The 12,553-nt window shown below is 75.2% G+C and carries 16 protein-coding genes; 7 read left to right on the top strand and 9 right to left on the bottom strand.

Translation table 11 applies throughout. The features are described 5' to 3' along the window. Positions 1-35 precede the first annotated feature (35 nt). Together KBX06_RS08410 and KBX06_RS08405 are read right to left on the bottom strand one after the other, a co-directional pair. Positions 36-1,460, bottom strand: coding sequence for a class I SAM-dependent methyltransferase (locus KBX06_RS08410; RefSeq protein ID WP_210833673.1), 1,425 nt, complete (start codon positions 1,458-1,460; stop codon positions 36-38). Positions 1,461-1,468: 8 nt separating this feature from the next. Continuing rightward, the gene (locus KBX06_RS08405; protein WP_165947858.1) at positions 1,469-1,618 is read right to left on the bottom strand and encodes a hypothetical protein; all 150 of its coding nucleotides are present in this window, start codon (positions 1,616-1,618) and stop codon (positions 1,469-1,471) included. 189 nt (positions 1,619-1,807) lie between these two features. Between KBX06_RS08405 and KBX06_RS08400 the strand changes: the two genes are divergently transcribed. Beyond that, the gene (locus KBX06_RS08400) at positions 1,808-2,206 is read left to right on the top strand and encodes a VOC family protein (protein ID WP_210833672.1); all 399 of its coding nucleotides are present in this window, start codon (positions 1,808-1,810) and stop codon (positions 2,204-2,206) included. Between the two features lie 72 nt (positions 2,207-2,278). Here KBX06_RS08400 and KBX06_RS08395 read toward each other — a convergent pair whose 3' ends face one another. Next, a complete protein-coding gene (locus KBX06_RS08395; protein ID WP_210833671.1) occupies positions 2,279-2,965 on the bottom strand; it encodes a helix-turn-helix domain-containing protein in 687 nt (228 codons plus the stop codon). Positions 2,966-3,002: 37 nt separating this feature from the next. Between KBX06_RS08395 and KBX06_RS08390 the strand changes: the two genes are divergently transcribed. Next, on the top strand, positions 3,003-3,854 hold the full coding sequence (locus KBX06_RS08390; RefSeq protein WP_210833670.1) for an arginase family protein: 852 nt from the start codon (positions 3,003-3,005) through the stop codon (positions 3,852-3,854). Between the two features lie 24 nt (positions 3,855-3,878). On the opposite strand, the gene KBX06_RS08385 is transcribed toward KBX06_RS08390, so the two are convergent. Then, positions 3,879-4,112, bottom strand: coding sequence for a hypothetical protein (locus tag KBX06_RS08385; protein ID WP_210833669.1), 234 nt, complete (start codon positions 4,110-4,112; stop codon positions 3,879-3,881). 170 nt (positions 4,113-4,282) lie between these two features. Here KBX06_RS08385 and KBX06_RS08380 point away from each other — a divergent pair, with 170 nt between their 5' ends. The 3 genes from KBX06_RS08380 to KBX06_RS08370 all read left to right on the top strand — a co-directional run bounded on the left by KBX06_RS08380 (position 4,283) and on the right by KBX06_RS08370 (position 6,981). After that, positions 4,283-5,230: a serine/threonine-protein kinase gene (locus KBX06_RS08380; protein ID WP_210833668.1), complete on the top strand. Its 948-nt coding sequence runs from the start codon at positions 4,283-4,285 to the stop codon at positions 5,228-5,230. A gap of 87 nt (positions 5,231-5,317) precedes the next feature. Beyond that, a complete protein-coding gene (locus KBX06_RS08375; RefSeq protein WP_210833667.1) occupies positions 5,318-5,746 on the top strand; it encodes an OsmC family protein in 429 nt (142 codons plus the stop codon). Positions 5,747-6,138: 392 nt separating this feature from the next. Continuing rightward, complete coding sequence (locus KBX06_RS08370; protein WP_210833666.1) at positions 6,139-6,981, top strand: hypothetical protein; 843 nt, start codon at positions 6,139-6,141, stop codon at positions 6,979-6,981. 43 nt (positions 6,982-7,024) lie between these two features. Here KBX06_RS08370 and KBX06_RS08365 read toward each other — a convergent pair whose 3' ends face one another. The 5 genes from KBX06_RS08365 to KBX06_RS08345 all read right to left on the bottom strand — a co-directional run bounded on the left by KBX06_RS08365 (position 7,025) and on the right by KBX06_RS08345 (position 11,478). Then, on the bottom strand, positions 7,025-7,558 hold the full coding sequence (locus KBX06_RS08365) for an ATPase (RefSeq protein WP_210833665.1): 534 nt from the start codon (positions 7,556-7,558) through the stop codon (positions 7,025-7,027). A 161-nt stretch (positions 7,559-7,719) separates the two neighbouring features. Then, positions 7,720-8,166, bottom strand: coding sequence for a response regulator (locus KBX06_RS08360; protein ID WP_210833664.1), 447 nt, complete (start codon positions 8,164-8,166; stop codon positions 7,720-7,722). A gap of 70 nt (positions 8,167-8,236) precedes the next feature. Beyond that, on the bottom strand, positions 8,237-8,584 hold the full coding sequence (locus tag KBX06_RS08355; RefSeq protein WP_210833663.1) for an STAS domain-containing protein: 348 nt from the start codon (positions 8,582-8,584) through the stop codon (positions 8,237-8,239). 84 nt (positions 8,585-8,668) lie between these two features. Further along, positions 8,669-9,721, bottom strand: a complete 1,053-nt coding sequence (locus tag KBX06_RS08350; RefSeq protein WP_210833662.1) for a B12-binding domain-containing protein — start codon at positions 9,719-9,721, stop codon at positions 8,669-8,671. Beyond that, positions 9,718-11,478 carry a PP2C family protein-serine/threonine phosphatase gene (locus KBX06_RS08345; protein ID WP_210833661.1) on the bottom strand — a complete coding sequence of 587 codons (1,761 nt, stop codon included), beginning with the start codon at positions 11,476-11,478 and terminating at the stop codon, positions 9,718-9,720. Before KBX06_RS08345 ends, KBX06_RS08350 begins: the two co-directional genes overlap by 4 nt. Before the next feature lie 204 nt (positions 11,479-11,682). Here KBX06_RS08345 and KBX06_RS08340 point away from each other — a divergent pair, with 204 nt between their 5' ends. Further along, complete coding sequence (locus KBX06_RS08340; protein WP_307854511.1) at positions 11,683-12,084, top strand: STAS domain-containing protein; 402 nt, start codon at positions 11,683-11,685, stop codon at positions 12,082-12,084. A 55-nt stretch (positions 12,085-12,139) separates the two neighbouring features. Beyond that, positions 12,140-12,484, top strand: coding sequence for an STAS domain-containing protein (locus tag KBX06_RS08335; protein WP_210833660.1), 345 nt, complete (start codon positions 12,140-12,142; stop codon positions 12,482-12,484). The last annotated feature ends 69 nt before the right edge of the window (positions 12,485-12,553 follow it).

The raw sequence follows: 12,553 nt of genomic DNA, 5'->3' as shown, positions 1-12,553 counted from the left end.
CGGGGTCGCCCGGCGGCCGGTCGGCCGGCGCCGGCTCAGCCACCAACGACCGCCGCGTAGAGCGTCCGGGTGCCCGAGGGCAGGTCGAGTCGTCGCACGATCCGGCAGCGCGCGGCGAGCAGCCGCTCGAACTCGGCCGGCCGGTAGTCGGGGAAGAGCCCCTCGGGCTTGTTGGCCAGCAGCCGCCGGGCCATCGGGTCGCCGGGGTGGACGAACTCCACCACCGCGCGGGCGCCGGGGGCGGCGAGCCCGACCAGCCAGTCCAGCACCTCGGGCAGCGGCACGTTGCGCCCGATCGCCAGGTGGTGCACGACGGCCAGGGCGAGGACCACGTCGGCGTCGGCCCGGTCGGCGAACGAGGCCCGCTCGACGCCGCGCCAGCCGCCGCCGGGCGACGGGTCGGCGAGGTCCATCACCAGGGGCAGGATCCGCCGCTCCCCCGCCGCGCGCAGGTCCCGGTAGAGCCCGTCCACCACGCCCGGGTCCTGCTCGACCGCGACGACGTAGTCGGCGTGCCGGGCGGCGAGCCGGGCGTACCGGCCGTCGTTGGCGCCGAGGTCCAGCGCCAGACGGGGCCGCGGCCCGTCGGCCAGCGCCTCGGTGACGAAGCGTTCCTTCGCGGCCCGGTCGTCGGCGGTGTACGCGCAGGTGCGCTGGTAGTCGACCCAGTGGCTGGCCGCCGGGCGGGGCTCCAGCCGCCGCACGAGCTTCTCGATCCCGCGTACGGTGGCCAGCGCCAACTCCCGGGAGTAGCCGGCCGCCCGCAGTTGGGACCGCACGTCGGCGGTGCTGGCGCGGGCGTTGCGCCGCTGCATCGCGTCGTGCAGGTGCACGTGGGTGGGTACCCCGGGCAGCAGCCGCCGGGCGCCGCCGAACAGCCGGCGCATCTGGTCGGGCTCGATGCCGTCGACCCGGGCACGCAGCCACGGCTGGAAGTCCAGCCCGAGGTGGGCGCCGAGCAGCAGCGGGTAGAGCAGCGTCTGGCAGAACTGCCGGTAGCCGGCCCAGGGCTCGCCGTCGCGTGCCGGGGTGAACGAGCCGACGTCGATGAACACCGGCTCGACGCCCCGCCACTGGAGGTTGTAGGCCGAGCCGTCCTTCGTGGTGAACCCGGCCGGCAGGGCCGCGCGCAGGATCTCCAGGTGCAGCAGTGCCGCGTCGCGCAGCATGGTGAACGACCACTCGTACGGGTGGGAGACGAACGGGATGCGCTCGTGGCGGAGAACGGCGGCCCACCGGGCGCCCGACGGCACGGTCGGCGACTCGACCGCCTCGGTGCCGCACACCTTGCCCGTGGCGAGCAGCGGCGGGAAGAACTCGCTGGCCGTCAGCGCGCGCCACTCCCCGGCGGCCTGCTCGTCCAGCCCACGCAGCACGTCGCCGTCGAGGTGGAAGACCCGGTTGGCGGGGTCGCGGAAGGAAGCGGGCTCGGCGCGCGGGCCGGTGCGGGAGTTCGGCATCGGCCGGGTCAGCGCTGATCGGTGGGCTGGCGGCGGAACCGGTCGACCAGTCGCCGCCAGTAGAGCTTGGCCGCCACCGCGGCGCCGGCCACTCCGCCGACCACCGCCTGCACGATCAGGCTGCCGGACCCCGCGTCCAGGTAGGCCAGGTGTTCCACCGACCGCTCCTTCCCTCGCGTCTCGAGATCGGCGTACACGGGCAGAAGCCACTGGGTGATTTGCCCGCAAAGCCGGAGTTGTCTGACACGCTACGCCGTTCGTCCCGCTCGTGGAGCCCACACCCGGCAGTCCGTCCGCTGTCCGTTTCGTTCAAGACGCCCGTCGGGGCGCCCCCTACGGTGGGAGCCATGGCACCGACACTCGACCTCATCGGCCTGGTCAGCACCGACCTGCCCCGCTCCCTCGCCTTCTACCGGCGGCTGGGCCTCGACATCCCCGCCGACGCCGACACCGCGCCGCACGTGGAGGTCACCCTCCCCGGCGGCCTGCGGCTGGCCTGGGACACCGCCGACACCGTCCGCGCGTTCGACCCGGACTGGAAGCCCGGGAGCGGCGGCGGGGCCGGCCTCGCCTTCCGGTGCGCCGACCCGGCCGAGGTGGACCGGCTCTACGCGGAACTGGTGACCGAGGGCCACGAGGGCCACCTGCCCCCGTGGGACGCCCACTGGGGCCAGCGGTACGCGGTGGTGCGCGACCCGGACGGCAACGGCGTGGACCTGTTCGCCCCCCTCCCGCCGCAGGGGTGACCGCGCGCTGGCGGACCCCTGTGCCAGGCGCCCCGGGCGCCCGATCGGCGGTCGGCCGGCGCAGTCAGGAGCTCAGCGGGGCAGCAGCGCGGTCGGCGGCACCCCGGCCAGGTCCCGCACGTCCCGGGTGAGGTGGGCCTGGTCGGCGTAGCCGCAGCGGGCCGCCGCCTCGGCGAGGGGGGTGCCGGCGCGGGCCAGCGCCAGCGCGCGTCCCATCCGCAGGATCCGGGCCAGGGTCTTCGGGCCGTACCCGAACAGGTGCCGGCACCGCCGGTGCAGGGCGCGCGGATCGAGGCCGGCCGCGACGGCGGTCGCGGTCACGGTGGCGCCGGCGGCCAGCGCGGCGGCGACCCGGGCGCCGATCGGATCGGGCCCGCCGGCCGCCCGCAGCCGCCGCACGGCGATCTCCGTCAACACGGCGGCCGGGGCCGTCTCCGCCCGCTCGGTCAGCCGGGCCACGTCCCGCTCGCCCCACAGCCCGGCCAGGGGCACCCGCCGGTCGCGCAGCTCGACCGCCGGTACGCCGAGCACCGTCGGGCCGGTGCCCGGCGGCAGCCGCAGCCCCACCCAGCGCTCCGCCGGCCCGCCGCCGCTGAGGTGGGCGGTGCGGTCCGGCCCGGCCACCACCAGCCCGCGGCGGCTCGACCAGAGCAGGTCGACGCAGCCGTCGGGGAGCACCCGGGTCGGTGCGGCGCCGGCCGTCGTGGTGCTGGTCCAGAGCACCGCGCCGGCGAACCCGGCGGGACGTTCCTGGTACATGCCGCCCAGCCTGCCACGGTCCGGATAGCCTCCGGGGGTGCGATGGTCGGTGCTGGACGCTCCCCTCGACTCCTCCGGACGTGGCCGGGGCGAGCACCGGGCGCCTGCGGCACTGCGGGCCGCCGGGCTGCTGGGTCGGCTGGGCGTGGCCGACGCCGGCGCGGTCGACGCCCTGATCACCGACCCGGTCCGGGATCCGGAGACCGGGGTGGTCGGCGTCGACCAGGTCCGCCGCGCCGCCCGCGCGATCGCCGTACGGGTGACGACGCTGATCGGCACGGGGCGCCACCCGCTGGTGCTCGGCGGCGACTGCGCGATCCTGCCGGGCATCCTGCAGGGGCTGCCCTCCGGCTTCGACCTGTGGTTCCTCGACGCCCACCTCGACTTCGAGGACGGCCGCACCTCGCCCACGGGTGAGGCGGCGGACATGGACCTGTCGATCGTCACCGACCACGGCCCGGCGGGGGTCCTCGACCGGGAGGGGCCGCTGGTCGACCCCGACCAGGTGCACGTGCTCGGCCACCGGCCGCTCGACCGGGCCACGGCCGGCAGGGAGGCCCCGCGGGTCGACCCGGCCGTCCACCTGGTGCCGGCCACCCGGCTGCGCGGCGCCGACGCGGCGACGGTGGGGCGGGACCTCGCCGCCGGTACGACCCCCGCCTGGCTGCACCTCGACCTCGACGTGCTCGACCCGCTCGTGCTGCCGGCGATCAGCTACCCGGAGCCCGACGGCCTGGACTGGGCCGACCTGATCGCGCTGGCCCGGCCACTGGTGCGCTCGGGTCGGCTGATCGGGATGAGCGTCACCGACTTCAACGCCGACGAGGACCCGGACGGGCGGCACGCCGAGCGGATCGGGCAGGCCCTCGCCGAGCTGCTGGCCGACTGAACGGCCCCGCGTCCGGGCGTGGACTCACTCAGTCATGCCCACCGGGTAGGTGTGCACGAAGCGCATCGTCCAGGTGTCGTCGCCGACGGGAGGTTCGCGCCGGTAGAGGTGGTCCGGCCCGCCACCCGTGGCCGGGCCCACGCCGCCGGGGTGGCGCAGGATCCAGTGCGCGGGCGGGCAGCCGTCGGGCTCGGCGGGCACCGCCCGGACCAGGTCGTGGGCCGGGCCGCCGACGAAGCGTACGGTCACCTCGCTCATCCGCGCGCCCGCCTTCCCGCTTACCGCCCGACACCGGCCCTGGCTCGCAAGCTACCCCAACAGCGGGCCGCCCCGCCCGGATCCGGCAGCGGTTTGCCCTGATCGGACCCCGGGTACCGCAGCGTTGGCGACCCGTCACGGGACGGGCCACGAGGCGCGGGGAGCAGTCGATGAGAACGCTGGACGGGCGGTACCGGCTCGAACAGCGCATCGGCATCGGTGGCATGTCGGAGGTCTGGCGGGCCCACGACGCGGTGCTGGACCGTCCGGTCGCGGTGAAGGTGATGTCCCCCGGGCAGGAGGGCCAGGACACCTGTGTGGAGCGGATCCGCGCGGAGGCCCGCTCCGCGGCCCGGCTGGTGCACCCCAACGTGGCCTCCGTGCACGACTTCGGCACCTGCGGAACGGGCTCGGAGGACCAGGTTCCCTACATCGTCATGGAGCTGGCCGAGGGCGAGACGCTGGCCGCGCACCTGCGGGCCGGGCCGCTGGACTGGCGCATCGCCGTACGGGTCTGCGCGGAGGTGAGCGCCGCGCTGGCCGCCGCCCACGCGCACGGCATCGTGCACCGCGACGTCAAGCCGGCGAACGTGATCCTGACCCCGACCGGTGTGAAGGTGCTCGACTTCGGCATCGCCACCCCGTCGGGCACCCCCGACCGGTCACCGGAGGGGATGGTGGTCGGTACGCCGGCCTACCTCGCGCCGGAGCAGTTGGAACGGGCGCCCGCCACCCCGGCCGCCGACATGTACGCCCTCGGCGTCCTGCTCTACTACTGCCTGACCGGGCGGCTGCCGTACGAGGCGGGCACCACGACCCAGCTGCTGGGCGCGCGGCTCCGGCATCCGCCGCGACCGCTGCCGGAGATCGAGGGGCTGCCGCCGGAGGTGGCCGACCTGTGCGCGACCTGCCTGGCCGACGACCCGACCGAGCGACCGTCCAGCCTGATGGCGGCGCTGCTGCTGGCGGAGGCGGTGGACGCCCGGGTGTACGTGCCGCTGCGGCAGCCCACGGTGCCGCGGCAGCGCGTCGGGGCGATGTCCCCGTGGACCGAGCGGGCGGCGGCCGAGGCGACCGAGGCGGCCCCCCTGCCCGACTGGTCCACCCGAGCCGGCTGAGCACTCCCGCGGCCCTCCCGCCGGCCCCCTGCGGTTTCACGGCCCGGGGGCCGGGTAGCCGGGCGGCTGAGCGACGGGAGGAACGCGATGCCGGAATCGAGCTCCTGGCTGAACGAGACGGCCACCGCGACCGCCGAGGGCGGCCACGTACACACCGACGACGGAAGCCTGTCCACGGCCCTGGCGTCTCCGCTGGCGCCGCACTGCTCGGGGCTCACCCCGGAGCAGCTGCTCGCCGCGGCTTTCGCGTCCTGCCTGCACCACGCGGCGGTGGAGGCGGCGGGCGAGATCACCAACGAGGCACACACCGTGCAGGTACGCGCGGAGGCGAAGCTCGGGCGCGACGACGACGGCCGGTACCGGGCCGACGTGCACGCCTCCATCTCCTCGGCGGGACTCAGCCGGCAACAGCTGGCGGAGCTCGTGGAGCACGCGGACCGGCTGTGGCCCTTCTCCAGCGGCGACGGCAGCCGGCACCGGCTCACCGTGACCCCGGCGGAGAACGGCCGGCACTGACCGACTGCGGGTGGCCCGGGCGGACGCGGGGCCACGGTCGGCACTGACCGACCGACCGCGGGTGGCCCCGGGGGCGGGCGCGGGAGGAACCGGGGCCACGGCCGGTCCTGCCGCGTCGGGTCGCCCCGGGGACCGAGGGACGCCCGGCCGGCCGGTCGGGAAGGACCTCCACCGTTCGGTGGAGGATCCGCTCCGCCCGCGACTCCCGGCCCAAGATCGACTTTTCGCCCGATTAGGCACTGCCAATCGGATATTTGCGGAAGGATGAATAAGGAAAGAAGGCACCATTGATGCCACCTTGAGCCCAACAAGCGCTCCGATCGGCACATATTGTGACCCAAGCCACCAGATCGGCCGATGGCAAGGCGCCCTCACCTTTCTAACCTCGGCGAGTGCACCCCGACGCCCCCTTCGAGAAGAACCCGACCCAGGATCGACCGGCCACCCGTCCGGACGACCCCGCCTCGACCGAACGGGCGATCGGCCGTCATCGCGCTCCGGAACGGCAGCGTCGCGTCGGCCGGACCCTGCTCACCTCGACCCCCGTCCGGGTCGCGCTCGCCACCGGCGTCACCTGCTGCCTCGGCGTGGCCGCGTTCGCCGGCACGCGCGATGATGCCGACGCCGCGCGGGAGCCCGTCGCCGAGGCGCTGGCCGAGCGGGCCGTCGACGACGACCGCGCCTCGCGGTCCCTCGACCGGGCCGCTTCCCCCTCCCCCACGCTCAGCCCCGCTCCGACCCCGAAGCCGACCCCCTCGGCCACCCGGAAGGCCCCACGCAAGCCCGCCCCGCCGCCCCGCCCACGCCCGGTCGCCGGGCTCACCCAGGCGCAGATGGACAACGCCAAGACCATCGTCGACGTGGGCGTCGAACTGAAGATGCCCCGCCGCGCCCTGGTCGTCGCCGTGGCGACCGCGATGCAGGAGAGCAGGCTCCACAACCTCGCCAGCGACGTGCTTCCCGAGTCCAGCCGGTATCCGCACCAGGGCAGCGGCGCCGACCACGACTCGGTGGGCCTGTTCCAGCAGCGCCCGAGCAGCGGCTGGGGCACGGTACGCGAACTGATGCGCCCGTCGTACGCCGCGCGGGCCTTCTACGAGGCGCTGCGGGACGTGCCGGGCTGGCAGCAGATGAGCGTGGCCGGCGCCGCCCAGGCCGTACAGGTCTCGGCCTTCCCCGACGCGTACGCCCAGCACGAGAAGCTGGCCACCACGGTCGTCGCCGCACTGACCTGACGGCGCCGCGGGGCCGCGCACGGCCCGGACGGGGACGCGGAGGTCAGCGGCTCCCGGCCCTGCCCCCCGGTGGCTCGCCGGCAGCCTCCGCGTCGTCACGGCCGGCGATCCGGGTCGCCGGCACGCCGGCCGCGGCGGTCGGGGTGTCCGCGGCAACCGGTTCGACGGTCAGCCCGTCGAGGATCCGGTCCACCCGGGCCTCGCGCCGGCGCCGGGCGTGCAGCGCCTCCTCGAACTCCCGGCGGGCCTGCACCGCCTCGGCGTAGACGCGCTCGCGCACCTGGCGGGCCTCCTCCCGGGCCGCGTCGAGCTCGACCCGTGCCCGGCTCAGGAGGTCGACCACCTCGCGGTCGGCGTCGCGCACGCCGCGCCGGGGACGGTCCGCGTCGCCGAGGTCCAGCCGCCCGAGCAGGTCGCGCAGCGCGTTCGCCTCGGCACGAATCTCGTCCCACTCCCGCCCGGCCTTCGCGGCGCCCTCCGCGCGGGCGGCGAGCCGGGCCAACCGGATGCCGATCTCGTCCAGGCAGGAATCGACCTGCCCCTGGTCGTAGCCGGTCTCAACGACGGAGAACCTCATACTGTCGCCCCCAGGCAGCTGGTGTTTCCTTCCCCACCCTGGATCCTCGGCGCTGGGGGCGGCAGCGGAGGGGGTTCGGGAAAAATGTTCACCATGCGTACGCGCCCGGGGGCGTCGCCGAGGCCCGGGGCCGGCCCGGCGCGAGGAGTTGCCCGAAAGCCTCAGGCGCGCTTCGGAAGCACGACCACCCGGCCGAAGAACTCGTCGATCCGGCGCACCACGTCGTTGAAGTCGTCCAGGTCGATCGGCTTGGTGACGTAGGCGTTGGCCTGGAGCGTGTAGCTGCCCACGATGTCCGTGTCGGCGTTGGAGGTGGTCAGCACGACGATCGGGATGGTGCGCAGGTCCTCGTCGTTCTTGACCTCGCCGAGCACCTGCCGCCCGTCCATCCGGGGCATGTTCAGATCGAGCAGGATGACGTCCGGCCGCCGGGCCTCGGTGTGGCGCCCCTCGCGACGCAGGAACTCCATCGCCTCCTGGCCGTCGCTGACGACGTCGATCACCTTCTCGACGTCGGAGTCCGCCAGTGCCTCCTCGATCATCAGCACGTCGCCCGGGTCGTCGTCCACCACGAGGATGCGAACCGGACTCGGGGTGTCTGCACCCATCACTACCTGCTTCGGGTCGGTGGAACGGAGATTCGCGAGGCGCTCTGTGCCGGCGGGGAAATCTAGCCCATCAGCCGGCGGAGCGCGCTGTCGGGTCTGCCCTGCCGGAGTCGTGCCTGAGCACCTCCGCCAGCCCGGTCACCTGGAGCACGCGGTCGACCCGGCCGGTGGCGCCCGTCAGCCGCAACCACCCGCCCTCCGGGGCGACCCGGTTGTCGCCCCGGACGAAGGCGGCGATGCCGGTGGAGTCGCAGAAGGTCAGCTCGGTGAGGTCGACCAACAGGCGACGCTCGCCCGCGTCCACCAGCCGGTCGATGGCGGCGTCGAGCTCGGGCGCGGTGCTCAGGTCGAGTTCGCCGGCCAGCCACAGGCGGGTCGCCCCGCCGCCGCTGTCGGCGCATGTGACGGTGAGCGTCACCCCTGGTCCCTTCGCTCCACCGCAGGCGGATGCTTGCAGTGAGGCAAGTATAAGCAGGGGCACCGGACGCTGCCGAAGCGGCGCTCAGCGCGGTCGGACACCGCCCGCCGCGACCACGGACGACCGGGCCGCCCCGAGGAACCGCGTGGCCCGGGGGAAGTCGCGCAGGACCCGTCCGTAGTGTTCCAGAGTCGACCCCACCGTGGCGGCCGGCACACCGCGACTGGTGAGGATCTCCACCAGCCAGTCGACGAACTCGGTGAACAGCGCGCCGTCGTCGACGTAGAGCGCGGCGGCCAGGAAGTCCACGATGTAGCCGAGGTCGCTGACCGTGGAGTCCAGCTGGCTGGGCGTGTAGTCGCGTGTCCCGGGGTCGCGTTCGCGCAGTTCCGCCAACGCCCCGTCGATCAGCTCACCGCGCCGCTTGAGCAGGCTCGTGTACTCGTCGTCCGCCAGGTGGCTCAGCTCCGCCGGCGGGACGCGACGCAACGCGCGCTCGTCGGCGATCAGGTCGGCGGCGCTCGGAGCCCCGGACGCCCAGGCGACGCCGAGCCGACGGGCCCAGCGCCCGTCCACGCCGAATCCCCGGCCCCCCACCACCACGGGGACGTCCACGCGGCGGCACGCCTCGATCATGCGGTGCGCGTGCGGCAGGCGCATCGGCAGCGCGCAGGCGAGCGCGACCGCGTGGGCGTCGTGCCGGTGCAGGTACGACACCAGGTGCGGGGCGGGGACGCTCGCGCCGAGGAAGGTGACCTGCCAGCCCCGCAACCGCAGCACCTCGGCGACCAGCCGGGGCGGCAGGGCGTGCCACTCGCCGTCCATGCAGGCCACCACGACCCGGCCCCGCGTCGGGCGCGGGTTCGCGTAGCCCGCGACCGCCGCCACCACCCGCTCGCTGATGTGCGTCGCGGCGTGCTCCTGGGCCACGCTCCACTCGTTGCGCGCCCACCGCTCCCCCACCTCGGCCTGTGCCGGGGCGACCAGGTCGAGCAGGACCCGCTCGGCGGGCACGCCCGCCTCGAGCAGGCCGACGGCCACCTCGACGGCGGCGTACTCGTCGGCGTCCTGGAGGCAGTCCAGGTATGCCGGCCAGACACCGGCCGGGATGCCTCCGGCGGTCGGGGCGGCGGTCACGGTCGGGTCCCCCTCAGCTCGGCGGCGCCGGTCGCGTCGGGCACCGCGTGCAGGTGCCGGGGCGTACGCTCGACCGGGCCGGTGGCCCGCAACGCGAGCACGGCGATGTCGTCGTGGTCGCCGTGGGCCAACCAGTCGCAGGTCACCTGCTCGACGCGTTCGGCCAGGGCGGGGGCGGGCATCCGCTGGCACCCGCCCACCGCGTGCACCAGCCGCTCCGTGCCGAACTGCTCGTTGCCGCGACGGCCACCGCGCGCCTCGGTCACCCCGTCGCTGTAGAGCAGACAGGTCTCGCCCGGCTCCAGCCGGACGGTCACCTCGCCGATGCGGGGGTCGGGGACCACGCCGACCAGCATGCCCGACAGCGGCACCGGCTCGACCTCGCCGGAGCCGCGCAGCACCAGCGGTGGCAGATGGCCGCCGCCGGCCATGGTCAGGGTGAGGCCACCCTCGCGGTGCGCGCGGACCACGCCCAGCACCATCGTCGCGAAGCGCCCCTGGCCCTGGGCCTGGCTGGTCTCCAGCAACGCGTCGTTGAGCAGCTTCAGCAGCCGCCCCGGCTGCGACTCGACCCGGTGCAGTGCCTGGAGGCACTGCCGCAGCTGGCCGGTGAAGACCGCCGCCTCGACGCCCTTGCCGGAGACGTCGCCGAGGAAGAACACCGAGCCGCCGTCGACCAGCCGGTGCGAGCCGTAGAAGTCGCCGCCGATGCGCAGGCCCGCCTGGGCCGGCCGGTAGGCGGTGCCCCACTGCACCCCGGTCGCCTCGGCCGGTTCCACCGGCACCAGGCTCGCCTGGAGCGTGTCGGCGACCTCGGCCTGGTCGCGGTAGAGCAGCGCCGTGGTCAGCGCCGCCCCGGCCCGGGCCGCGAACGCGCGCACCAGTTCCACGTCGGCCTCGTCGTACCAGCGGTCGACGCGCCGGGCGGTCAGCAGCACACCCGCCGGGGCGTCCCGACCGGGCAGCGGCACCACCCGCGCGCAGGACTCCGCCGCCGTCAGCCCCGGCAGCCAGCCGGCCTCCACGGCCTGCTCCACCAACCAGTCGAGGGTGTGCGGTTCCACGCCGTCCAGGCCCTCGACGATCGCCGCCGGCAGGTCGACGGCCGGCAGGACCCCGCTGTCCACCACGGGGGCGTCGTCGTCGCTGCGGGCGGCCCGCCACCAGCGGGCCCGCCCGGAACGGGGGGCCAGCACCAGCACCGCCACCTCCGCCAGCGTCGGCACGGCCAACCGGACGACCGCCGCGGCGGCCCGGTCCGGGTGCAGCGGGTTGCCGAGCTTCTCGCCGACGACCGCCAGGAACGCCGAACGGGCCCGCTCGGCGAGCAGCGCGTCGGCACGGGTGACGCTCTCGGTGACGTCCTCGACGTACCAGCAGCAGCGGGCGGCCGACAGCGGCACCCGACGCGCGCGCAGCCGACGGCCGTGGTGGGTGAACTCGGCGCCGTCGGCCAGCGCCGCGATGCCGGCCGCCGCGAGCAGTTCGCCCGGGGCGACCTCGGGCAGCAGCCGCTCGGCCACCGGACTGACGTGCCGGACGACACCCCGCGCGTCACAGACGACGAGGCCCTCGCGGAAGTGCTCGACGACCTCGGACCAGTCGGGCGCCGCGTGCTCCCGGTCGGCCGCGAGCGCGGGCAGGGACGGTGTCTGACGCGCCGGGGCGCCGGCGGTCCACGCCGTGGCCCGTGCGGCACGCGGTGCGGAGATCCGTCCGTCGCCGGGATCCGAGTCCCGGACGTCGGCAGCAGTCACCAGCTGAGCCCCACTCCTTGTCGACAGCCGTACCACCACAAGGCGGCGCATGTGGTCAATCTCTGCACCCACCCTACGCCCGTATGTCGCGACCGCCACCCGACGTCCGTGGCGCGGGCGCCGCTCGCGTACCGGGCGGGACCTGCCGGGGATTGTTACGATCCCCTCACTCCTTCCCTTCGCGTCCTGCGGAAAGGCGTGATCGTGCTGTCCCGTCGGAGCCAACCCGAGGCGACTCCGCTGAGCATGGCCGTCGACCGGTCCGATCCGGCCGCCACGCTCATCCGGGTCGGGGGCGACCTCGCCTACACCACCGCCGGGCCACTGCGCGCCGAGGTCGACCGGGTGCTCGCGGACCCTCCCCCGGTCCTCGTCCTCGACTTCACCGACCTGCTCTTCATCGACAGCACCGGCCTCGGGGTGATCGTGCACGCGTGGCGCGAGGGGCAGCAGTGCGGCACCGCCCTCCGGCTGCGCGCCGTGCCCCGGTTCCTGGAGACGATCCTGGACATGACCGGCGTCACCGGCCTGCTGGACCGGCCGCTCGGCGGAGAGAGCCGGACGGCGGCGCAGAACGTCGTCGAGCACGCCACCGGCACAGCCTGACGCGACCCGCCGGCCCCGGCTTTGCTCGCGGGCCCGCGACTGGGAACATGGACGCATGGCCGTCCAGCTGTTGACCATCGAGGTGACCCGGCTCGACGCCGGGCGTGCCCGGCTCCGGCTGTCCGGTGAGCTGGACTTCGACACCGCCCCGGAACTCGTCGCCGCCACCGCGGAGCTGCGCCGCGACGGCTATCAGGAGCTCCTGTTCGACCTGGGCGCGGTGAGCCTGTGTGACTCGTCCGGGCTCAGCGCGCTGGTGACCGCCCACCGCGGCGGCACGGGCGCCGTCCGGCTCACCGGGGTCGGTCCCCAGCTCCAGCAGCTGCTCGACCGCACCGGCCTCACCGAGCTGCTCGCGGTGGAACCCGCCACCGCCCGCGACGTCCGCCGGGCGGGCTGAGGTCGGGGCTGCCCGGCGGCGAGGGGTGGCCCCCGACCCTGGGACCAGGGGCCGGGGGCCGGAGTGAGG

The organism is Micromonospora sp. C31, assembly GCF_018070575.1.
Taxonomy (GTDB): Bacteria; Actinomycetota; Actinomycetes; order Mycobacteriales; family Micromonosporaceae; genus Micromonospora.
This window is presented reverse-complemented; position numbering and strand designations above follow the sequence as displayed.

Bases quoted from the DNA above. Each gene is read 5' to 3' on its own strand.
- KBX06_RS08395 (WP_210833671.1), bottom strand. From the start codon at position 2,965: ATGTACCAGGAACGTCCCGCCGGGTTCGCCGGCGCGGTGCTCTGGACC.
- KBX06_RS08380 (WP_210833668.1), top strand. From the start codon at position 4,283: ATGAGAACGCTGGACGGGCGGTACCGGCTCGAACAGCGCATCGGCATC.
- KBX06_RS08410 (WP_210833673.1), bottom strand. From the start codon at position 1,460: ATGCCGAACTCCCGCACCGGCCCGCGCGCCGAGCCCGCTTCCTTCCGC.
- KBX06_RS08400 (WP_210833672.1), top strand. From the start codon at position 1,808: ATGGCACCGACACTCGACCTCATCGGCCTGGTCAGCACCGACCTGCCC.
- KBX06_RS08335 (WP_210833660.1), top strand. From the start codon at position 12,140: ATGGCCGTCCAGCTGTTGACCATCGAGGTGACCCGGCTCGACGCCGGG.
- KBX06_RS08375 (WP_210833667.1), top strand. From the start codon at position 5,318: ATGCCGGAATCGAGCTCCTGGCTGAACGAGACGGCCACCGCGACCGCC.
- KBX06_RS08360 (WP_210833664.1), bottom strand. From the start codon at position 8,166: ATGGGTGCAGACACCCCGAGTCCGGTTCGCATCCTCGTGGTGGACGAC.
- KBX06_RS08365 (WP_210833665.1), bottom strand. From the start codon at position 7,558: ATGAGGTTCTCCGTCGTTGAGACCGGCTACGACCAGGGGCAGGTCGAT.
- KBX06_RS08385 (WP_210833669.1), bottom strand. From the start codon at position 4,112: ATGAGCGAGGTGACCGTACGCTTCGTCGGCGGCCCGGCCCACGACCTG.